Source organism: Streptomyces sp. NEAU-sy36, assembly GCF_013423905.1.
GTDB classification, from domain to species: Bacteria; Actinomycetota; Actinomycetes; order Streptomycetales; family Streptomycetaceae; genus Streptomyces; species Streptomyces misionensis.
On the sequence record NZ_CP058977.1, the window covers coordinates 1635742 to 1655834 of the forward strand.

Genomic DNA, 20093 nt, shown 5'->3' on the forward strand with positions numbered 1-20093 from the left:
GACAAAGCGTCAGGCAATGCGGGCGAAGGGACATTTCCATGCGGGTCGGAGTACTCACCGGAGGCGGCGACTGCCCCGGGCTGAACGCCGTCATCCGGGGCGTCGTACGCAAGGGCGTACAGGAGTACGGCTACGAGTTCGTGGGCTTCCGGGACGGCTGGCGGGGCCCCCTCGAAGGCCGCAGCGTCCGTCTCGACATCCCCGCCGTGCGCGGCATCCTGCCCCGCGGCGGCACCATCCTCGGCTCCTCGCGGACCAACCCCCTCAAGCAGGAGGACGGCATCCGCCGGATCAAGGACAACCTGGCCAAGCAGGAGGTCGAGGCGCTGATCGCGATCGGCGGCGAGGACACCCTCGGGGTCGCCGCCCGGCTGTCCGGCGAGTACGGCGTGCCCTGCGTCGGCGTGCCCAAGACCATCGACAACGACCTGTCCGCCACCGACTACACCTTCGGCTTCGACACCGCAGTCAACATCGCCACCGAGGCCATCGACCGGCTGCACACCACCGCCGAGTCCCATATGCGGGTCCTGGTCTGCGAGGTGATGGGCCGGCACGCCGGCTGGATCGCCCTGCACTCCGGCCTGGCCGGCGGCGCCAACGTCATCCTCATCCCCGAGCAGCGCTTCGACCTCGACCAGGTGTGCGCCTGGATCACCTCCCGCTTCAAGGCGTCGTACGCCCCGATCGTGGTGGTCGCCGAGGGCGCCATGCCGAAGGACGGCGAGATGGTGCTCAAGGACGAGACGCTGGACTCCTTCGGGCACGTCCGGTTGTCCGGGGTCGGGGAGTGGCTGGCCAAGGAGATCGAGAAGCGCACCGGCAAGGAGGCCCGCACCACCGTCCTCGGGCACATCCAGCGCGGCGGCACCCCCAGCGCCTTCGACCGCTGGCTCGCCACCCGCTTCGGGCTGCACGCCGTGGACTGCGTGCGCGACGGCGACTTCGGCAAGATGGTCGCCCTGCGCGGCACCGACGTCGTGCGCGTGCCCCTCTCCGAGGCGACCGCCAAGCTGAAGACCGTCGACCCGAAGCTGTACGCCGAGGTCGGGGTGTTCTTCGGCTGAGCCCGGTCGGACGCCCCGGGGCCGCGGGCCGGCATCCGGTCCGCGGCCCCGGGAGCGGCCGCCTCACACCGCGCTCGCGCCGCGCAGCCGGCCCAGCAACTCCCCGACGATCGCCGCCCCGTCGAGCGTGAGCACCGACTCCGGGTGGAACTGCACACCGGCGAACCCGGGCCCGCGCAGGGCGTGCACCTCGCCGTTCGCCGCCCGGCTCACCTCGATGCCATGCGCGGCCAGCTCCCGCGCCGTCTCCTCGTCGCAGCGGGCCGTGAAGCTGTTGTAGAAGCCGACCGTCTGCGGGCGTCCGAACAGCTCGATCCGCGTCTGCGCGCCCTGGAACGGCACCTCCTTGCGGACGATGTCCAGGCCCAGTTCTGCCGCGATCAGCTCGTGGCCCAGGCACACGCCAAGCACTCCGTGCCGGTGCTCGCGCAGCACCGCCGCCGTCAGCTCCCCGAGGAACCGCATCTTCGGGTCGGCCGGGTCGCCGGGGTCGCCGGGGCCCGGGCCCAGCACCACCGGGCCCTCGTGCGCGAGCACCGCCGCCCGCAGCCCCGGCTCGTCATACCGCCGCACCGACACCTCCAGCCCCGCCGAGCGCAGCAGATGCGCCAGCATCGCCGTGAAGGTGTCCTCGGCGTCGACCACCAGCGCGTGCCCGGTCACCTCGGCGGGCGGCTGCTGCATCCGCAGCCAGAACGGGGCGAGCGAGGCCCGCCGCCCGTCCAGCGCGGCCCGCACCCGGGGGTCGTCGGCCAGCCGGGGCAGCTCCCGCTCCGCGCGCGGCCGGCCGGGGCGCACCCCGAGGGCCGCCAGCACACCCGCCGCCTTCGCGTGGGTCTCGGCCACCTCGCCCGCCGGATCGGAACCGCGCACCAGTGTGGCACCCACCCCCACCCGCAGCCGTCCGGCCGCGTCGATGTCGGCGGTACGGATCAGGATGGGGGAGTCCAGGGTCTGCGCCCCGCCCGCGTCCCGGCCGAGCAGGGCCAGCGCACCGGCGTAGTACCCCCGGCCCCCGGCCTCGTGGCGCTCGATCACCCGGCACGCGTTCTGCACCGGCGACCCGGTGACCGTCGCCGCGAACATGGTCTCGCGCAGCACCTCCCGCGCGTCCAGCGACGACCTGCCGCGCAGCTCGTACTCGGTGTGCGCGAGGTGTGCCATCTCCTTCAGCCGGGGCCCGACGACGACCCCGCCCATGTCGCCGACGGTGCACATCATCTTCAGCTCCTCGTCGACGACCATCGACAGCTCCTCGGTCTCCTTGCCGTCGGCGAGGAAGTCCAGCAGCCGCTCCGGGGTCGGCCCCTCGGCGGGATAGCGGTAGGTCCCGCTGATCGGGTTCATCACGACCGTCCCGCCCGACATCCGCACGTGCACCTCGGGGCTCGCCCCGACCAGCGTCCGGTCCCCGGTGTGCACCACGAACGTCCAGTACGCGCCCCGCTCGCCCGCCAGCAGCCGCCGGAACAGCGCCAGCGCGTCGGCGCGGCCGAAGCCGGGCACCGTGCCCTCGTACGTGCGCCGGATCACGAAGTTCGCGCCCTCGCCCCGGCCGATCTCGTCCGCGAGCACCCGTGCGACGATCCCGGCGTACTCCTCGTCGCCGACGTCGAAGCCGCCGCCCTCGACCCGCACCGCGTGCCCGGGCAGCTGGGCGAGCGCCTCGTCCAGCGGGATCTCGCAGGTCTCCTCGGGGGTCAGCACCAGCAGCGGGGTGCCGTCGTCACGGACGTCGAAGCCGCGCTCGCGGATCTGCCGGAACGGCACCAGGGCGAGCCCCTCGTCCGGCAGCTCGGCGAGCCGCTCCCGGCCGCTCACCGGGCCGATCAGCACCTCCACCGGGTGCTCGGCGCGGCCGGGGACGCGGCGGCGCAGCAGGGCGAAGGGGCGGGGGTCGGACAACAGGTCCATCAGGTCCACGGGTCGGTCTCCTACTCGGTCGGATGAGGAGAGGAACGACCCGACGAACGCCGAAGGCCGCCCCTCGGGCGGCCTTCGCGAAGTCTGGGTACGCGCGATCTAGCGGGCCGCCGGGTGAGCGGTCCACCACCAGTTCTGGTTGGAAAGCGCGAACATGCCAGAGACCCTACCGCACCCGGCGGCCGTCCACGGTGCAGTCGTCGCGTCTCACTTTTCGGGCGACTCGTGGAACTCGGGACATGACCCCGTAATGTTTACGAGGTGACCGTGAACGCTGATTCCCATGCCGTCGCCGCCGAGGCGACCTGGCGAGACCTGCCCGCGGCGCAGCAGCCCGAGTACCCCGACGCCGAGGCTCTGCGCGCAGTGATCGCGGACCTCGAGTCGTATCCGCCGCTCGTCTTCGCCGGCGAGTGCGACCAACTGCGCGCCCGGATGGCGGCCGTCGCCAAGGGCGAGGCGTTCCTGCTCCAGGGCGGCGACTGCGCCGAGTCGTTCGACGGCGTGGGCGCCGAGCAGATCCGCGCCAAGCTCAAGACGCTGCTCCAGATGGGCGCCGTCCTCACCTACGCGGCCTCGGTGCCCGTGGTGAAGGTCGGCCGGATCGCCGGGCAGTACTCCAAGCCGCGCTCCAAGCCGACCGAGACCCGCGACGGCGTGACCCTCCCGGTGTACCGGGGCGACTCCGTGAACGGCTTCGACTTCACCGAGGCCAGCCGCATCCCGGACCCGGAGCGGCTCAAGCGGATGTACCACGCCTCGGCGTCCACGCTGAACCTGGTGCGCGCCTTCACCACCGGCGGCTACGCCGACCTGCGCCAGGTGCACGCCTGGAACCAGGACTTCGTGAAGACCTCGCCCTCCGGCCAGCGCTACGAGCAGCTGGCCCGCGAGATCGACAACGCGCTGAACTTCATGCGGGCCTGCGGCACCGACCCGGAGGAGTTCAAGACCGTCGAGTTCTTCTCCTCGCACGAGGCGCTGCTGCTGGACTACGAGTCCGCCCTGACCCGGGTCGACTCCCGCACCGGCAAGCTGTACGACGTCTCCGCGCACATGGTGTGGATCGGCGAGCGCACCCGGCAGCTGGACCACGCGCACATCGAGTTCGCCTCGAAGATCCGCAACCCGATCGGCATCAAGCTCGGCCCGAACACCACGGCCGAGGAGGCGCTGACCTACATCGACCGCCTCGACCCCGAGCGGGAGCCGGGCCGGCTGACGTTCATCGTCCGCATGGGGGCCGACAAGATCCGCGACCGGCTGCCCGAGCTGGTGGAGAAGGTGACGGCGTCCGGCGCGACGGTGGCCTGGGTGACCGACCCGATGCACGGCAACACCTTCGAGGCGGCCTCCGGGCACAAGACCCGCCGCTTCGACGACGTGCTCGACGAGGTCAAGGGCTTCTTCGAGGTGCACAAGGCGCTCGGCACCCACCCGGGCGGCATCCACGTCGAGCTGACCGGCGACGACGTCACCGAGTGCGTGGGCGGCGGCGACGAGATCTTCGTCGACGATCTGCACCAGCGCTACGAGACGGCCTGCGACCCGCGGCTCAACCGCAGCCAGTCGCTGGACCTGGCGTTCCTGGTCGCGGAGATGTACCGGGACCAGTAGCAGGGCGGCTCGCGGAACTGTGCTGGGGCGCGGATCACATGCGATCCGCGCCCCTCGCTCTTTTGCGGTCGCGAAGCGACGGGTAAGGTTAGGTTTGCCTCACCGGGAACGGGACGGCAGAGATACGACGATCCCGTCGGGAGGTGGGCCGCGTGTACGTCTGCAGCTGCTTCGGCATCACCGACGCCGAGGTCAGGCGGCATGCGGAGGACGGCGCCTGCACACCGCGTCAGATCGCCTCCGCGTGCAAGGCCGGCACGGACTGCGGCCGCTGTGTACGGCGCATCCAGGCCCTGCTCGGCCGGGGCGCCTGCCCCCGCCGTGAGCTGATCGAACAGCGCGCTCCGGCGACGCTCGACCGGTTGGACGACGCCGCGTAGCGTCAGGCCGAGAAGCCGCCGGTGCCCGGCCCCGAGGGGTCCGGCTGGCTCTGTTCGATCACCGTCGAGAGGTACAGCGCCTCGCCCAGCTTGTCCACGAGCTCCAGCTGCGTGTCCAGGTAGTCGATGTGGTGCTCCTCGTCGGCCAGGATCGCCTCGAAGATGTTCGCGGATGTGATGTCGTCCTTGTCGCGCATGATCTGCACGCCCCGGCGCAGCCGGTCGATCGCCTCGACCTCGATCTGCCGGTCGGCCCGGAACATCTCGGTCACCGTCTGCCCCACCTCGATGTGGGAGAGCCGCTGGTAGTTCGGCAGCCCGTCGAGCAGCAGGATGCGGTCGGTCAGGATCTCCGCGTGCCGCATCTCGTCGAACGACTCCCGCCGGGTGTACTCGGCGAGCTTCGACCACCCCTTGTGGTCCTGGATCTTGGAGTGCAGGAAGTACTGGTTGATCGCCGTCAGCTCGGCGGTCAGCTGTTCGTTGAGCAGTTCGATGACCTCGGGGTCGCCCTGCATCGCAGCGGCTCCTTCCACACGGGGAGAACGGGGGAGGTGTGCGCCGCATGATTGCATCGGCGACGAAGATCGTCCAGTAAGTGTGGACTTAGTAAATCTGCCCGAAAATGATGCTGTTTGCCCGTTTCCGAGAGGGTGGGGCGAGGGCATCGTCCGAGGTCTGTCAGGATGGATACATGGGTCATCCGGTGGAACGAGAGTCTGGAGCAGCGGCAGGGTCCGGGCTTCCGCCGGGGCAGCGACTCCAGCGCGGCTGGCCCGTCACGCACTACGGGCCCGTGCCCAAGTTCCGGCCCGAGCGCTGGGACTTCCGGGTCTTCGGCGCCACCGCCGACGGCGACAAGCACGGCTGGACTCACGAGGAGTTCACCGCCCTGCCGTACACCACCGTGGTGGCCGACCTGCACTGCGTGACCAAGTTCAGCATGCTCGGCGCGGAGTGGGGCGGCGTGCCGGCCGGCGCCGTCGTGGACCTGGCCCCGCCCGCTCCGGACGTCACCCATGTGATGGTCTGGGCGGAGTACGGCTTCAGCTCCAACCTGCGCCTGACGGACTTCCTGGCCGAGGGCACCCTCTTCGCCACCCACAAGGACGGCGAGCTGCTCACCGCCGAGCACGGCTTCCCGGTCCGGCTGATCGTGCCCCATCTCTACGCCTGGAAGGGCCCCAAGTGGGTGCGGGGCGTGGAGTACATGACCGCCGACCGCCGCGGCTTCTGGGAGGAGCGCGGCTACCACAACATCGGCGACCCCTGGAAGGAACAGCGCTACTCCTACCAGGAGGAACCCGGCGACGGCCCGGAGCTGTGAGGCGCCGCCGGCCCCTCAGCCGTCCCTGAGGCGCTTGAGCCGGGCCACGTCCGCCGCATGGCCCTCCTTGCCGCCCGGGGTCTCGATGACCAGCGGGACGCCCGCGGTCGCCGGGTGGCTCATCAGGGCGCGGAAGGGCTCCTCGCCGATGTGGCCGGAGCCGATGTTCTCGTGCCGGTCCTTGTGCGCGCCCACCACGTCCTTGGAGTCGTTGGCGTGGATCAGCTTCAGCCGGCCCTCGCCGACGGTCTCCACCAGCAGGTCCAGCGTCTGGTGCATGCCCGCCGGGCCGGTCAGGTCGTGGCCCGCCGCGAAGATGTGGCAGGTGTCCAGGCAGACGCCCAGCTTGGGGTGGGCGTCCAGTGCCTCGAAGTACGGCCCGAAGTCCCAGGTCCGCGAGCACAGCGACGCGCCCTGGCCGGCGGTGGACTCCAGCAGCAGGAACGGGTCGTCGTCATGGGTCAGCTCGTCCAGCAGCGGCAGCAGGTGCGCGCGCACCTGCTTCAGCGCCACCTCCCGGGGCCGCCCGCCGGTCGCGCTGCCGGTGTGCACCACCACGCCCAGCGCGCCGATCTCCCGCCCGCGCCGCAGCGAGTGCCGCAGCGACTCCACGGACCGTTCCACGGTCGCCTCGGTGTGCGAGCCGAAGTTGATCAGGTAGGGGGCGTGCACGTACGCCGGGACGGACTCCTCGGCGCAGGCCGCGCGGAACGCCTCGTCCTGCTTCGGGTTCCCGGCCGGGGTGGCCCAGCCGCGCGGATTGGCCACGAAGACCTGCACGGTCTCCGCCTCCAGCGCACGGGCGTACGACAGCCCCACGGAGTGCAGGCCACCGGCCACCGGAACGTGGCCGCCGACGGGATTGCGGGGCGGGGAGGACTGAACGGGACTCACCCGTTCAGGGTGTCATGTCCGCCGGTGCCCCCGGACCGCGGTCCCGGGTGAACCCGGTCACCGGATGGTGATGGTGATGGTGGACCCCTTGGGCGCGGTCCGGCCGCCCTCGACCGACTGCTTCTTCACGGTGTCGCCGAACAGCCCGAGCAGCCCGCGGTCCTCGTTCACCTTGAACCCGGCGTCCTCCAGGGCTCGGTGCGCGTCGTCCACGCTGTCGCCGGTCACGTCCGGGACCTCGATCATCTGCGGGCCCTTGGACAGGGTGAGCGTCACCGTGTCGCCCCTGGCCGCCTGCCCGCCGTCGCCGGGGCTCTGCCGGGCGACCTTGCCCTTGTCGTACTCGGAGTTGACCTGCGTGCCCGCGATCCTCACCTTCAGCCCGGCGTCGGTCAGCTCCTGCCGGGCGTCGGCCGGGTCGTCGCCGGTGACGTCCGGTACGTCGACGGGGCTGCCCTTGCTGACGGTCAGCGCGATCGCGGAGCCCGCGTGCCGCTCGGTGCCCGTGCGGGGGGCGGTCGCGATCACGGCGCCCTGGTCGACCTCGTCGCTGAACCGCCGGGTGACCATGCCCGGCTCCAGACCGGCCGCCTTCAGCCGCGCCCGCGCCTTGGCCAGCGGCAGATCGGCGAGGTCGGGCACCTTCACCGTCTCCGGTCCCAGCGAGACGGTCAGCGTCACCGCGTCGTGGTCGCGGATACGGGCCCCGGGCTTCGGATCGGTGCCGATCACGGCACCGCGCGCGACGGTGTCGTCGTAGGCCCGCTCGACCTTCCCGACGTGCAGCCCGGCCTGCTCCAGCCGGTCCCTGGCCTGTGCCTCGGTCTTCGTCAGCAGCGGCGGGACCTTGGTGAACTGGCCCGAGTTGATGTACCAGACCCCGGTGCCGGCGCCGAGCACCAGCAGCACGGCGACCGCGACGGTGAGGATCAGCCGCCGGGGACGGCGCCGCGGCGGTACCGGGGTGCCCTGGAACCGAGCGGTGTGGCCGACACCGTCGCCGGGGTCCCCGTCGACGGGCAGCGGCCGGGGCACGGTCAGCGCGCGCGGGATCACGCTCGTACGGTCGTCCGCGTTGTCGTGCTCCACGGATTTCGCCTGCGGCGGTACGGCGTCCAGCTGCTCCTCGGTCAGCGCGGCGCGGGCCTCGCGGGCCTGGGCGAGCAGCGCGACGGCGTCGCCGGGGCGCGCCTCGGGGGCGCGGGCGGTGGCCGACGCGACCAGCGCGTCCAGCTGCGGCGGCAGCCCCGGCACCAGCGCCGACGGCGGCGGCACGTCCTCGTTGACGTGCCGGTAGAGCACCTGGGCGGGGGTGTCCCCGGAGTGCGGCTTGGCGCCGGTCAGCATCTCGTAGAGGACGACACCGCACGCGTAGACGTCCACGCGGGGGTCGGCGGTGCCCTGGTCGAGCTGCTCGGGCGCGAGATAGGCCACGGTGCCGAGCACGGAACCGGTCGTGCTGGTCACCGTGTCCACCGAGCGCACCAGCCCGAAGTCGGCGACCTTGACCCGGCCGTCGTCGCCTATCAGCACGTTCTCGGGCTTCATGTCGCGGTGCACGAACCCGGCCCGGTGCGCGGCGCCGAGCGCGGCGAGGACCGGCTCCAGGATGTCCAGCGCGGCGCGCGGGCGCAGCGCACCGCGCTCGCGCAGCACGTCCCGCAGGGTGCAGCCGGGGACGTACTCCATCGCCATGTACACATAGGACCGGTCGGTCCCCTGGTCGAAGACCTGCACCACGTTGGGGTGGTCGAGCCGGGCCGCGGACTTGGCCTCCCGGATGAACCGCTCCACGAACGAACCGTCGGCCGCGAGCGCCGGATGCATCACCTTCAGCGCGAGCACCCGGTCCAGGCGGGTGTCCAGGGCCCGGTACACCGTGGCCATCCCGCCGGCCGCGATCCGCGCGTCCACGCGATAACGACCGTCGAGCACCTGCCCGACGAGAGCGTCCTGAAGGGTCGTATCCACATCGGCGAGTCTACGAGCCCGCACGGCCCGCACCGTCCCGCCGACGGCCCCCGCCCCGGTATTGCAGCGGGGCTGTGACGCTTCCCACCACGGGCCCACCGCTGCGTGACGGGCCGGTCACGCCGTCCGCGGGCTTCAGAACGCGGGACGCTCGGGGTCCAGCGCGGCCAGGCCCTCCTCGGGGGAGGACGCCCGCGCCCAGTACCGCCGCGGGATGCGCCCCGCCAGCCGCGCCAGCCGGCCCGCCGACACCGCGTGCCGCATCGCCGCCGCCATCAGCTCCGGCTCCTGCGCGCGCGTCACCGCGGACGCCAGCATCACCCCGGCGCAGCCCAGCTCCATCGCCAGCGCCACGTCCGACGCCGTGCCGGCCCCCGCGTCCAGGATCACCGGCACCCCGGCCCGCTCCACGATCAGCTGGAAGTTGTGCGGGTTGCGGATGCCGAGCCCGGACCCGATCGGCGAGCCCAGCGGCATCACCGCGGCGCACCCCACGTCCTCCAGCTTCCGCGCCAGCACCGGGTCGTCGTTGGTGTACGGCAGCACCGTGAAGCCGTCGTCCACCAGGGTCTCCGCCGCGTCCAGCAGTTCCACCGGGTCGGGCAGCAGGGTCCGCTCGTCGGCGATGACCTCCAGCTTCACCAGGTCCGTGCCCAGTGCCTCCCGTGCCAGCCGCGCGGTCAGCACCGCCTCCCCGGCGGTGAAGCACCCCGCCGTGTTCGGCAGCACCCGGATGCCGAGCTTGTCCAGCACCGACAGCACCGAGCCGTGCACGGAGGGGTCCACCCGCCGCATCGCGACGGTCGTCAGCTCCGTCCCGGAGGCGACCAGCGCCCGTTCCAGCACGTCCAGGCTGGGCGCCCCGCCGGTGCCCATGATCAGCCGCGACCCGAAGGCCGTACCGCCGATGACCAGGGAATCGTCCGCCATGGCTCAGCCCCCCTGCACCGCGGTGAGGACCTCGACCCGGTCACCCTCGGCGAGCGCGGTGCTCGCCCACCGGGTGCGCGGGACGACGGTCTCGTTGACGGCGGCCGCCACCCCGGAGGGGGACCGGACCAGGGACCGTACGACGGCGTCGAGAGCGGTGCCGGGGGAGACCTCCCGGCGCTCCCCGTTGACGGAGATGGTGAACGGCAGGGCGGTCATGCGGGCTGCTCCATGAGGACGGCGCCGAAGCGCTGCGGTGTGAACGGACGGGCTTCCTGCGGCAGCTCGCCGTCGGCCAGCAGCTGCCCCATCACATCCCCGGTGACCGGCGTGAGCAGCACCCCGTTGCGGTGGTGCCCGGTGGCGAGCAGCAGCCCGTCGAGGCAGGACGGGCCGAGCAGCGGCGCGTTGTCCGGGGAGCCGGGACGCAGCCCGGCGCGGGTCTCGGTGAGCGGCAGTTCGGTGATGCCGGGCACCAGCTCGTGGGCGTCGCGCAGCAGCTCGTAGACCCCGCCCGCGGTGACCGTCGTGTCCCAGCCCAGCTCCTCGCTGGTGGCGCCGACGACCAGCTCGCCGTTCTCCCGGGGCACGAGGTACACCTGGCCGCCGCGGACCACGGCCCGCACGGTACGGCTGAGGAAGGGCGCCGACCGCCGCGGCACCGTCAGCCGCAGCACCTGCCCCTTCACCGGCCGCACCGGCGGCAGCACCTCCCGGGGCACCCCCGCGAGCCGGCCGCTGAGGCTGCCGCCGGCGAGCACCACCCGCCCGGCGGTGAGCGCCGTGCCGTCCGCCGTGGTGACCCCGGCGGCCCGGCCGCCCGCCACGTCGAGCCGCTCGGCCCACACCCGGTGGAACACCACGCCGGCCCGCTCGCACGCGGTCAGCAGGGCCGCGGCCAGCCGGCGCGGGTCGATCTGGTGGTCGCCGTCGACCCGCAGCCCGCCGCGCACCCCGGGCGCCAGCATCGGCTCCAGGCGGCGGCACTCCCGTCCGGACAGCCACTGCGACTCCAGGCCGCAGCGCTGCTGCAGGGCGTGCAGTTCCCGCAGATGGGCGCGGTCGTCGGCGTCCAGCGCGACCGCGAGCGTGCCGCACCGGCGGTAGCCGAGGTCCCGGCCGCTCGCCTCGGTCAGCTCGGCCGCGAACTCCGGGTAGCGGCGCGCCGAGCGCAGGTTCAGGGCGAGCAGGGTCTCCTCGCCGTAGTGCAGTTCGGTGACCGCGGCCAGCATCCCGGCCGCGACCTGGGCGGCCCCGCCCCCGGGCGCGGGGTCCACCACGGCGGTGGCGAGCCCGCGCTGCGCGGCGCGCCAGGCCGTGACCAGGCCGATGATCCCGCCTCCGACGACAAGGACGTCGGATGTGTCGGACGTACGTGACGGCATGGGCGTCCAGCCCCTCCCTTCGCCGGCATGACCCGGATCAGGTTCGTACGGTCGGAGGCCGCCAGCCTCCCTCTCAGCCCGGTGCGTCCGGGCTCCCGCGAGTGCTTGTACGGTGGCCACCCTAGCCCGACCCCCTCCTCACCCGTAAGGGAGCCCTCGCCCATGGCCGTGTCGCTGGACGGACTCCTTCTCGCCCCCGTCGCGGACCAGTCCGCGGGTCAGGTGGGCACCCGCACCCGGTTCGCGTACCACGAGGAGGACGGCGCCGTCTGGGCGGAGTACCGGGGCGGCGACATCGTCCGCGGCCATCTGGTCGGCACCCGCGAGGGCGACCGGCTGGACTTCCGGTACGTGCAGCTGCGGACCGACGGGACGACGGCCTCGGGGCACTGCGTCTCCACGGTCGTGGAACTGCCCGACGGCCGGGTGCGCCTGGAGGAGACCTGGGAGTGGGAGTCCGGACCCGGCTCCGGCACGAGCGTTGTGGAACAGCTCACCGAGGACGCACGCTGACTGACTGATCGTCACGTGTCTATGGTGGGCGGGTGAGCGAGCAGACAGCGCAAGAGGGCACGGCACGGACGCGGCGCGTGGTCGTCGTCGGCGCGGGCATGGCCGGGGTGCAGACCGCGGTCGCCCTGCGGGAACAGGGCTTCACGGGCGATGTGACCGTCATCGGCGCCGAGCCGCACCAGCCGTACGACCGGCCCCCGCTGTCCAAGGCCGTGCTGCTCGGCAAGGCCGAGGACTCCGCCTTCGACCTCGACTTCGACTCGCTCGGCGTCGACCTCAGGCTCGGCTGCGAGGCCCGCGGGGTCCGCCCCGGCGACCGGGAGCTGGACACCGAGGCGGGCCCGGTGCCGTACGACGTCCTGGTCCTCGCCACCGGCGCGGAACCGGTCACCCTGCCCGGCACCGAGGGCGTGCCCGGTGTGCATCTGCTGCGCACCCTGGACGACGCCGAACGGCTGCGGCCCGTGCTCCACCGGCAGCACGACGTCGTGGTCGTCGGCGCGGGCTGGATCGGCGCCGAGTTCGCCACGGCGGCCCGCGAGGCGGGCTGCGCGGTGACCGTCGTCGAGGCCGCCGACCGGCCGCTCGCCGGGGTGCTGCCCGCCGAGGTCGCCGCGCCCATGGCCGGCTGGTACGCCGACAGCGGCGCCGAACTGCGCACCGGCGCCCGCGTGGAGCGCGTCGAGCCCGGCGCGGTGGTGCTCGCCGACGGCACCCGGCTGCCCGCGGGCGCGGTCGTCGTCGGCATCGGCGCCCGCCCCGCCACCGGCTGGCTGGCCGGCTCCGGCATCGAGCTGGGCGCGTTCGGCGAGGTCGTCACCGACGCCCGGCTGCGCGCCTCCGCACCCGGGGTGTACGCCGTCGGCGACTGCGCCTCCTTCCCCTCGGCCCGCTACGGCGAGCGGCTGCTCGTCCACCACTGGGACAACGCCCTCCAGGGGCCGCGCACGGTCGCCGCGAACATCCTCGGCGAGACCGACGCCGTCTACGACCCGGTGCCGTACTTCTGGTCCGAGCAGTTCGGCCGCTTCGTCCAGTACGCCGGCCACCACGCCGCCGCCGACCGCCTGGTCTGGCGCGGCGACCCCGCGAGCCCCGCCTGGACGGTCTGCTGGCTGCGCGAGGACCGCCTGGTCGCGCTCCTGGCGGTGGGCCGCCCGAGGGACCTGGCCCAGGGCCGACGGCTGATCGAGGCGGGCCGCGCGATGGACCCGCGGGCGCTGGCGGACCCGGGCAGGCCGCTGAAGGACGCCACGGCCGGCTGACCGGCCCCGGCGGGGGCACGGCCCCGGTCCGGGCGGCGCGGGCGCGACCGGCCCCGACGGAACCGCGGGCGAACCACCACATAAGGCACCACCCCCGGCCGAACGCCTACGCTAGTACCCGTGACCGAGATTGACGCAAAGATCGATGCTCTCGTCCCCGCCTGGCTCACCCTCCCCGACATCGCCGAACAGCTCGGCGTCGAGGTGACGCGCGTGCGGCAGCTGGTCAAGGATGGCCAGCTGATCGCCGTACGCCGAGGTGAGAACCGCGCGCTGCACGTCCCCGCCGCCTTCATCGACGGGGACAAGGTCGTCAAGGGCCTGTCCGGGACCCTGACGCTCCTGCGGGACGACGGCTTCACGGTCGAAGAGATGATCGAATGGCTCTTCACCCCCGACCCGACCCTGCCCGGCACCCCCGCGCAGGCCCTCAGCGAGAATCGCGGCACGGAGGTGAAGCGCCGCGCCCAGGCGCTGGCCGTCTGAGCCCGACCGCCTGAGGGGGTGGCGTACGACGCCCCGCGCCCGTACGCCACCCGCCGACCCAGCGAACACACCGACCCCCGGGGGGACCACCCATGTCCGACACCGCCCGCGCCGCGCTCGCCGACGCCCGCCTCTACCTGTGCACGGACGCCCGCAAGCGCCAGGGCGACCTGCCCGAGTTCCTGGACGCGGTGCTGGCCGGCGGTGTCGACATCGTGCAGCTGCGCGACAAGGGCATGGAGGCCGCCGAGGAGCTGGCGCACCTGGAGGTCCTCGCCGACGCCTGCGCCCGCCACGGCAAGCTGCTCGCGGTCAACGACCGGGCCGACGTGGCGCACGCCGCCCGCGCCGGCGTGCTGCACCTCGGGCAGGGCGACCTGCCGGTCCCGGCGGCCCGCGCCATCCTCGGCGACGACGTGCTGATCGGCCGCTCCACGCACGCCGAGGAGGAGGCCGCCGCGGCCGCCGTCCAGGAAGGCGTGGACTACTTCTGCACGGGCCCCTGCTGGCCCACCCCGACCAAGCCCGGCCGCCCCGCCCCCGGTCTCGGCCTGGTCCGGTACACCGCCGCGCTCGGCACCGACCGCCCCTGGTTCGCCATCGGCGGTATCGACCTCGGCAATCTGGACGAGGTGCTGGACGCCGGGGCCCGCCGGGTGGTCGTGGTCCGCGCGCTCACCGAGGCCGAGGACCCGGGCGCCGCGGCGGCCGAGTTCGCCAAGCGGCTGCGGCAGGTCTGAGCGGGCTCCCGCGGCCCGTTTCGGACGGTCCGTCCCAAGGGATGGACGGCAAATCGACAAATCGGGCAATTTCCCCTGGTTTGGTTGGGGGACCGCCACCACCTGGCTAACCTGCGGGTATGGCCCTCGGAACCGCATCCACCAGGACTGATCGCGCACGCACCGTGCGCGAGATCCTCGCCGGCGGCAAGAAGACGTACTCGTTCGAGTTCTCGGCGCCGAAGACCCCCAAGGGCGAGCGGAACCTGTGGAGCGCGCTGCGCAGGGTCGAGGCGGTCGCGCCCGACTTCGTCTCCGTGACCTACGGTGCCGGCGGGTCCACCCGCGCGGGCACCGTCAAGGAGACCCAGCAGATCGTCGCCGACACCACGCTCACCCCGGTCGCCCACCTCACCGCGGTCGACCACTCCGTCGCCGAACTGCGCAACATCATCGGCCAGTACGCGGACGCCGGTATCCGCAACATGCTCGCCGTGCGCGGCGACCCGCCCGGCGACCCCATGGGCGAGTGGGTGCCGCATCCCCGGGGCCTGACCTACGCGGCCGAACTCGTGCGCCTCATCAAGGAGTCGGGCGACTTCTGCGTGGGCGTCGCCGCCTTCCCGGAGATGCACCCCCGCTCCTCGGACTGGGACACCGACGTCGCCCACTTCGTGGACAAGTGCCGCGCGGGCGCCGACTACGCCATCACCCAGATGTTCTTCCGGCCGGAGTCCTACCTGCGGCTGCGCGACCGGGTCGCGGACGCGGGCTGCGACACCCCGGTGATCCCCGAGGTCCTGCCGGTCACCAGTGTGAAGATGCTGGAACGACTGCCGAAACTCAGCAACGCCGATGTCCCCGACGCCCTGAAAGAGCGGATCCTCGCGGCGAAGGACGATCCGGCGGCGGTACGCTCCATCGGTATCGACTTCGCCACGGAGTTCTGCGCGCGGCTGCTGTCCGAAGGCGTGCCCGGACTGCACTTCATCACGCTCAACAACTCCACGGCGACCCTGGAGATCTACGAGAACCTGGGCCTGCACCACCCCCCGCAGGCCTAGACCTGCCGCACCGTGATGCGACACACTGCGTAACGGCCACTGGGAGAGGGGCGTACATGGGCTGGACGGTCCTCTACATCGCGTTCGGCGTCGTCGCGCTGTGGTTGCTCGGCGAGGTGCTGCTGCAGTACAAGGCGCGGCTGCGCTGGCGACTGCTGGCCTTCGCCGGGTTCCTCGGCGTGGTGGTCGGCGTCATGATGCCGTCCGTCCTCGTGATCGGGGCGGGCGCGATCGCCTTCACGGTCGGCCAGACCCTGGTCACCCTCTCCTTCCGCCGCGGTTTCGTGGCCGGTTGGGCGGTCCGGCGTCCCGGCGCCGACGCGGCCGCCGCGCCCGGGGGCAGCAAGCGCCGCCGCGGCCGGGCGGGCCGGCCCGGACCGGTGACGGAGCCCCCCGCCGGACCCGGCGACGAACAGTCCCCGGCCCAGGCCGGCTTGGGTCAGGACTCGGGTGCCACCGCCCCGGCCGACGACGTCTACGACGACTACGACGACGTCTTCTCCCCGGCGCGCCCCACGGCCGCCGAGACCACCGCCGTCTACGAGCCGCAGCCGCTGCCCGACGACACCGGCAACTACGGCGTGTACGGCGACACCGCCGGCCACCCCGTCCCGCAGCAGGGCCAGGAGGCCTACGACTACTCCGGGTACGCACAGCAGGGGTACGGCTACGACGCCGCCCCGCAGCAGGGCTACGCCAACTACTCGGACCCCTACATCGGCAACCAGTCCTACGGCGGCGCGGGCTACGACCCCGGCTACGCCCAGCAGCAGTACGACCAGCAGGGTTACGCCCAGGACCCGTACACCGCCGGTTACGGGGAGACGCCGCCCGGCGGGGTGTGGGTCCCGCAGCAGCGCACCGACGAGGGGCACGGCGGCGAACTCCCGCAGGAGCAGCCGTACCCGTACCAGGGACACGGCCGGCAGCCGGACGCCGGGTACGACGAGCAGTACCGCTACTGAGGCTCAGGCGGCCCCGCTCACCGCGAGCCCGGACTCACCGCGAGCCCGGAGTCACCGCGAGCCCGGAGTCACTGCGAGCCCCGGAGTCACTGCGAGCCCCGGAAGTCCGGGCCCTCCACGACCAGTCCCGCCACCAGCGCGCCCGACATCCCCGCGTGCGGCAGCCCGCCGCCCGGGTGGGACCAGCCGCCGACGCCGAACAGGCCCGTGATCGCCGTGCCGTTGGCCGGGTGCAGCACGCCCTGCGGCGCGGCCAGCGCGGGCGGCGGCACCGCACCGCCGGTGGCCCCCGTCTCCCGCGCGGTGTCCAGGGGGGTGCGCACCTCCCGCCACAGCGTCCGCTCCCGCAGGTCGGGCACCGCGCGCTCGGCGGCGGTGATCATGCGCTCGGCGAACGCGTCGGCGACCCCCGGCGCTCCCCAGTCGCAGCGCGTCGCCGCCGGTACCGTCGCCGTCAGCACCATCGACTCGTGGGCGTCGTCCGGGCGCAGCGCCGCGTCGTCCGGCCGGTCGATCCGGACCGTCGGCAGCTTCGGCGGGGTGCCGTGCCGGAACAGGTCCAACTCGCCCTCGGGGTCGGCCGAGTGCACCACCGTGCGGTGCGCGGCGCCGGGCTCGCGGGCGCCGCGCAGCGCCAGGCACACCACCATCCGCCCCGGGAACCGGTCCTCGGGCCGCGGAGCGACCGTCCCGGCCCCGTACGGCGTGCCCTCCACCTGGCCGCCGAGCCGCCAGGGCTCCGCGCCGACCACGAACTCCGCCTCCGCCACCGTCGCCCCGGCGGAACCGGAAGCCCCGGACGCGCCCCCGCGCAGCTCGACGCCGGTGACCCGGCCGTCCTCGGTCAGGACCCGGGTGATCTCGGTGCCGAAGACGAACTCCACCCGCCGGGCCAGGCAGCGTTCGTACACCGCGCGCGCCAGCTCCCGTATCCCGCCGCGCACGTACCAGGTGCCGAAGGCGTGCTCCATGTACGGCAGCACGGCAGCGCTCGCCGGGGCCGAGGCGGGATCGACGCCGTGGGCCAGCGCGTACCCGGCGAGCAGCGCGGCCAGCCGGGGATCGCGCAGCTCCCAGGCGCCGATCTCGGCCAGCGTGGCGGCCCGGCGGGTGCGCAGCAGACGCTTGTGCGGGACGGCCGGGTAGGGCTCCTTGTCCGCCAGCACCTGCCAGTCGGACCACAGGGGTTCCTCCAGCAGCGGGCGGCGGGTGCGGTCCCAGGCCTCGCGGGCCCGCACCAGGAAGTCACCCCAGCGCGCGCCCGCGCCGCCGCCCAGCGCCTCGTCCAGCGCCGCGACGACGCCCGCGCGCGAGGCGTTCGGCAGCGCGACCTCGGTGCCGTCCGCGAACACATGCCGGGCGGAGGGGTCGACCTGGACCAGCTCGACGCACTCCTCCAGGGGTTCCTTGCCGGTCTTGACGAACAGGTCGCGGTAGACGGCGGGCAGCGTCAGCAGCCCCGGGCCGGTGTCGAAGCCGAAGCCGTCCCGTTCCAGCCGGCGCACCGCACCGCCGTAGGTGTCCGTGCGCTCGTACACCACCACCCGGTGGCCCGCGACGGCCAGCCGGGCGGCGGCCGCCATCGCGCCCATACCGGCGCCCATCACCGCGATCCGTGCCATGCCTGCGACTTTATCGACCGCCACCGACAGTCCGCCGCGCGGGCGGCCGGCGGCCCGCCGCTCGCCGGCGTCCCGGCCGTGCCCGAGCGGTCGGCCGGCCCGGCGACGCCGGCCGCGCGGGTGCCGGGGCGTCATGCCCGCCCGCCGGGAGCGGGCCACCGTCGGCTACCGGGCGCGAGTCGGGAGCCGGCCTTCATGCGCCTGGGGCCGGGGCCGGGTTCCGTGCCGCCGCTGCGGCGCCCGCGGGTGGTCATGGCCCTCGGCGCGGCGCGGAACGGGGCAGGGAGCCGGTGCGCGGCCGTCGGGAGTGGGCCGCTGAGGTCGGGCGCGTGTTGTCGGCGACGCGCCGCGGGTCGGGAGTCGGCGTTCATGTGCCCGCCAAGGTGGGTGCCGCCGCCGCGGCGCCGGGCCGCCACGGCCCCGGCGGCTCAGAACGGGCGGGCAGCCGGTCCGCGGGCCTCCCGGCGGCGGGCGCGGCGGCGCAGGAAGCGCCGGATGCGGGAGACCAGGAAGTACAGCGCGACCAGGCCCGCGGCCAGCAGCGCGGCCGCGACGACCGCCGCCGCCCAGGGATGGAACAGCGCGAAGGAGACCAGCCCGGCGACGCCCAGGTCCTCACCGATGCTCAGCGCGATGTTGCTGAACGGCTCCGGCGAGGCGTTGACCGCCATCCGCGTCCCCGCCTTGACCGAGTGGCTGGCCAGCGCGGTCGCACCGCCGACCGCCGCGGCGGCCACGTCCGGGAGGGAACCGCCGTGCCCGGCGAGCAGCGCGCCCACCCAGGCGCCCGCGGCCGGCCGGACGACCGTGTGCACCGAGTCCCACACCGAGTCGACGTACGGGATCTTGTCGGCGACCGCCTCGCACAGGAACAGCACGCCCGCGACGACCAGCACCTCGGGACGCTGCAACGCCTGGGGCACCTCGTCGCTCACCCCCGTCACGCCGAACAGGCCGAGCAGCAGCACCACCGCGTAGGCGTTGACGCCGCTGGCCCAGCCACTGGTGAAGACGAGGGGAAGCACGGACACCCGGCCGATCGTAGCCAGGCCGCGGCCCACGTGTCCTGGGTCCGCGCACGCAGACGTGAGTATCCGTACCTAGCCCCCCGGATGAGTAGCCGCACGGATGGGCCGGGACCGGCGCGGACGAGACAGTGGAGGCACGGCAAGGGGGCGCGGCCCGGCACCGCCGGCACGGGGCGGCGGAACGGCGCCCGCCGCCCGGCCGTACCAGGGGGAACACGGGGGAGCACGGGGGAACGCCGAAGGCGCCGGTCCGGCAGCGGACCGGCGCCTTCCGCGTCTCGCGCCGGGTTCAGACCCTCCCGCTGACCCGGCCCTGGAGCAGCCGGGACAGGGCCGCGTGCACGTCGTCCAGGGAACGCTCGGGCTGGAAGGACTTCCAGTCCAGCGCGGCCACCAGCACCATGCCCACCAGCGCGGCCGCCGTCAGCTGGACGTCGATCTCGTCGCTGAACTCGCCGGCCGCCACGCCCTCGCGCAGCACCCCCTCGACCACCGCGACGGCCTGCCGGCGCACCACCATCAGCGTGGACTGCCAGGCGCGGTTGGTGCGCCACAACTCGGCCACGTAGAGCTGGGTGAAGGCGGGGTAGCGGTCGATGAACACCAGGCCGGCGCGGATCATCGCGTCCAGCGCGTCCACCTTGCCGCCGCCCGCGCGCGCGGTCCGTTCCGCGGCCTCCCGCAGGGAGGCGGTGAGCAGGCCGACCCCGTGCCGCAGCAGCTCCTCGAAGAGGACCGACTTGCTCGCGAAGTTGTAGTAGACCGTCCCCTTGGCCACTCCCGCCCGCTCGGCGATCTCGTCCACCGTGGTCGCGGAGAAGCCCTGCTCGGCGATGAGCGTGACGGCCGCCTCGTAGAGCTTCTGCCGGGTGGCCTCCCGGCGCGTGCTGCCGCCGGACCTGGCGCTGCTGCTTTCCATGGCACCGATTCTCACAGG

The 20093-nt window shown here is 73.6% G+C and carries 21 protein-coding genes and 1 riboswitch; of the genes, 10 read left to right on the forward strand and 11 right to left on the reverse strand.

The features are described 5' to 3' along the window. Positions 1–38 precede the first annotated feature (38 nt). Positions 39–1067 carry a 6-phosphofructokinase gene (locus tag HZZ00_RS07415; RefSeq protein ID WP_070028617.1) on the forward strand — a complete coding sequence of 343 codons (1029 nt, stop codon included), beginning with the start codon at positions 39–41 and terminating at the stop codon, positions 1065–1067. A gap of 63 nt (positions 1068–1130) precedes the next feature. Here HZZ00_RS07415 and HZZ00_RS07420 read toward each other — a convergent pair whose 3' ends face one another. Together HZZ00_RS07420 and HZZ00_RS39160 are read right to left on the reverse strand one after the other, a co-directional pair. After that, positions 1131–2990, reverse strand: coding sequence for an anthranilate synthase family protein (locus tag HZZ00_RS07420; RefSeq protein ID WP_180331453.1), 1860 nt, complete (start codon positions 2988–2990; stop codon positions 1131–1133). 99 nt (positions 2991–3089) lie between these two features. After that, positions 3090–3146 carry a trp operon leader peptide gene (locus HZZ00_RS39160; RefSeq protein ID WP_146468532.1) on the reverse strand — a complete coding sequence of 19 codons (57 nt, stop codon included), beginning with the start codon at positions 3144–3146 and terminating at the stop codon, positions 3090–3092. Between the two features lie 105 nt (positions 3147–3251). Here HZZ00_RS39160 and HZZ00_RS07430 point away from each other — a divergent pair, with 105 nt between their 5' ends. Together HZZ00_RS07430 and HZZ00_RS07435 are read left to right on the forward strand one after the other, a co-directional pair. Continuing rightward, a complete protein-coding gene (locus HZZ00_RS07430) occupies positions 3252–4607 on the forward strand; it encodes a class II 3-deoxy-7-phosphoheptulonate synthase (protein ID WP_070028615.1) in 1356 nt (451 codons plus the stop codon). 152 nt (positions 4608–4759) lie between these two features. Further along, on the forward strand, positions 4760–4987 hold the full coding sequence (locus HZZ00_RS07435; RefSeq protein WP_180331454.1) for a bacterioferritin-associated ferredoxin: 228 nt from the start codon (positions 4760–4762) through the stop codon (positions 4985–4987). Between the two features lie 2 nt (positions 4988–4989). Here HZZ00_RS07435 and bfr read toward each other — a convergent pair whose 3' ends face one another. Beyond that, entirely contained in the window at positions 4990–5505 is a 516-nt protein-coding gene (gene bfr / locus HZZ00_RS07440; RefSeq protein ID WP_180331455.1) for a bacterioferritin, read from the reverse strand. Positions 5506–5681: 176 nt separating this feature from the next. Here bfr and HZZ00_RS07445 point away from each other — a divergent pair, with 176 nt between their 5' ends. Continuing rightward, entirely contained in the window at positions 5682–6314 is a 633-nt protein-coding gene (locus HZZ00_RS07445) for a sulfite oxidase-like oxidoreductase (protein WP_074992076.1), read from the forward strand. Between the two features lie 15 nt (positions 6315–6329). On the opposite strand, the gene HZZ00_RS07450 is transcribed toward HZZ00_RS07445, so the two are convergent. The 5 genes from HZZ00_RS07450 to thiO form a co-directional block, all read right to left on the reverse strand. Then, positions 6330–7208, reverse strand: coding sequence for a deoxyribonuclease IV (locus HZZ00_RS07450; protein WP_180331456.1), 879 nt, complete (start codon positions 7206–7208; stop codon positions 6330–6332). Positions 7209–7265: 57 nt separating this feature from the next. Next, positions 7266–9179, reverse strand: coding sequence for a Stk1 family PASTA domain-containing Ser/Thr kinase (gene pknB, locus HZZ00_RS07455; protein WP_180331457.1), 1914 nt, complete (start codon positions 9177–9179; stop codon positions 7266–7268). 135 nt (positions 9180–9314) lie between these two features. Further along, positions 9315–10109, reverse strand: coding sequence for a thiazole synthase (locus tag HZZ00_RS07460; protein WP_180331458.1), 795 nt, complete (start codon positions 10107–10109; stop codon positions 9315–9317). A gap of 3 nt (positions 10110–10112) precedes the next feature. Beyond that, complete coding sequence (gene thiS / locus HZZ00_RS07465; RefSeq protein WP_180331459.1) at positions 10113–10328, reverse strand: sulfur carrier protein ThiS; 216 nt, start codon at positions 10326–10328, stop codon at positions 10113–10115. Next, positions 10325–11494, reverse strand: a complete 1170-nt coding sequence (thiO, locus tag HZZ00_RS07470) for a glycine oxidase ThiO (RefSeq protein ID WP_180331460.1) — start codon at positions 11492–11494, stop codon at positions 10325–10327. Before thiO ends, thiS begins: the two co-directional genes overlap by 4 nt. After that, a riboswitch (TPP riboswitch) is annotated at positions 11492–11603 on the reverse strand. It overlaps the preceding gene by 3 nt. A gap of 53 nt (positions 11604–11656) precedes the next feature. Here thiO and HZZ00_RS07475 point away from each other — a divergent pair. From HZZ00_RS07475 to HZZ00_RS07500, 6 genes are all read left to right on the forward strand, one after another. Next, entirely contained in the window at positions 11657–12007 is a 351-nt protein-coding gene (locus tag HZZ00_RS07475) for a hypothetical protein (RefSeq protein ID WP_180331461.1), read from the forward strand. Between the two features lie 32 nt (positions 12008–12039). Beyond that, on the forward strand, positions 12040–13272 hold the full coding sequence (locus HZZ00_RS07480) for an NAD(P)/FAD-dependent oxidoreductase (protein ID WP_180331462.1): 1233 nt from the start codon (positions 12040–12042) through the stop codon (positions 13270–13272). Positions 13273–13392: 120 nt separating this feature from the next. Continuing rightward, a complete protein-coding gene (locus HZZ00_RS07485; protein ID WP_180331463.1) occupies positions 13393–13758 on the forward strand; it encodes a helix-turn-helix domain-containing protein in 366 nt (121 codons plus the stop codon). A gap of 92 nt (positions 13759–13850) precedes the next feature. Beyond that, on the forward strand, positions 13851–14498 hold the full coding sequence (gene thiE, locus HZZ00_RS07490; RefSeq protein ID WP_074992073.1) for a thiamine phosphate synthase: 648 nt from the start codon (positions 13851–13853) through the stop codon (positions 14496–14498). Positions 14499–14617: 119 nt separating this feature from the next. Then, positions 14618–15541, forward strand: a complete 924-nt coding sequence (gene metF, locus HZZ00_RS07495) for a methylenetetrahydrofolate reductase [NAD(P)H] (protein WP_070028604.1) — start codon at positions 14618–14620, stop codon at positions 15539–15541. 56 nt (positions 15542–15597) lie between these two features. Next, the gene (locus tag HZZ00_RS07500; RefSeq protein ID WP_180331464.1) at positions 15598–16506 is read left to right on the forward strand and encodes a hypothetical protein; all 909 of its coding nucleotides are present in this window, start codon (positions 15598–15600) and stop codon (positions 16504–16506) included. Between the two features lie 86 nt (positions 16507–16592). On the opposite strand, the gene HZZ00_RS07505 is transcribed toward HZZ00_RS07500, so the two are convergent. The 3 genes from HZZ00_RS07505 to HZZ00_RS07515 all read right to left on the reverse strand — a co-directional run bounded on the left by HZZ00_RS07505 (position 16593) and on the right by HZZ00_RS07515 (position 20075). Next, the gene (locus HZZ00_RS07505; RefSeq protein ID WP_180331465.1) at positions 16593–18128 is read right to left on the reverse strand and encodes an NAD(P)/FAD-dependent oxidoreductase; all 1536 of its coding nucleotides are present in this window, start codon (positions 18126–18128) and stop codon (positions 16593–16595) included. A 428-nt stretch (positions 18129–18556) separates the two neighbouring features. Further along, positions 18557–19159: a DUF4126 domain-containing protein gene (locus HZZ00_RS07510; protein WP_180331466.1), complete on the reverse strand. Its 603-nt coding sequence runs from the start codon at positions 19157–19159 to the stop codon at positions 18557–18559. A gap of 286 nt (positions 19160–19445) precedes the next feature. Further along, positions 19446–20075, reverse strand: a complete 630-nt coding sequence (locus HZZ00_RS07515) for a TetR/AcrR family transcriptional regulator (protein ID WP_180331467.1) — start codon at positions 20073–20075, stop codon at positions 19446–19448. Positions 20076–20093 lie beyond the last annotated feature (18 nt).